Source organism: Mesorhizobium sp. M4A.F.Ca.ET.050.02.1.1 (genome assembly GCF_003997725.1).
Taxonomy (GTDB): Bacteria; Pseudomonadota; Alphaproteobacteria; order Rhizobiales; family Rhizobiaceae; genus Mesorhizobium.
In genome coordinates this window covers 1-654 of record NZ_RZSG01001389.1, presented here as the reverse complement: position 1 = coordinate 654, position 654 = coordinate 1, and the positions used below count along the sequence as shown (strand labels likewise).

The window sequence follows — 654 nt, the reverse complement described above, 5'->3', positions numbered from 1 at the left end:
CTTCTGGCCGGCGATCAGCGCCAGGTCTTCGGCGGCGACCGAAGGCTTCTTCGAATCGCCGGTCGCCTCGCCAACGCCCATGTTCAGCACGATCTTGTCGAGGCGCGGAACCTGCATGTCGTTGTCGTAGCCGAACTGCTCCTGCAGCGCCTTGCGGATGGTCTCGTTGTAGACCTTCTTGAGGCGCGGCTCGTTCTTGGCAGCCGCCTGCTTGGTTTCAGCCTTAGCCATTGATGACTTCTCCCGAACGCTTGGCGACGCGCACCTTCTTGCCGTCCTTCTGGATGGTGAAACCGACGCGGGTCGGCTTGCCGTCCTTGGGGTCGGCCAGCGCGATGTTCGACAGGTGGATCGGCGCTTCCTTGGTGATGATCCCGCCCTCTTGGGACTGGGTCTGCTTCTGGTGACGGCGGATCAGGTTGACGCCGCGCACCAGCGCGGTGTCTTCCTTCGGCTGCACCGACAGAACTTCGCCCGAACGGCCCTTGTCCTTGCCGGCAAGCACGACGACCTTGTCGCCTTTTCTGATCTTCTGCATTGGTCCGGCTCCTTACAGCACTTCAGGCGCGAGCGAGATGATCTTCATGTGGTTCTTGGCGCGAAGTTCGCGCGGAACCGGTCCGAAGATACGCGTGCCGATCGGCTCTTTCTTGT

The 654-nt window shown here is 61.8% G+C and carries 3 protein-coding genes; all 3 read right to left on the bottom strand.

Annotated elements, in window-relative coordinates; genetic code table 11:
- The coding region (gene rplE / locus EOA33_RS37700; RefSeq protein ID WP_127407844.1) for a 50S ribosomal protein L5 at positions 1-231 on the bottom strand (231 nt) is incomplete at its 3' end.
- Complete coding sequence (gene rplX, locus EOA33_RS37695; RefSeq protein ID WP_126054440.1) at positions 224-538, bottom strand: 50S ribosomal protein L24; 315 nt, start codon at positions 536-538, stop codon at positions 224-226. The genes rplE and rplX, both read right to left, overlap by 8 nt.
- Before the next feature lie 12 nt (positions 539-550).
- A partial coding sequence (locus EOA33_RS37690; protein ID WP_190234538.1) for an uL14 family ribosomal protein occupies positions 551-654 on the bottom strand: 104 nt, incomplete at its 5' end.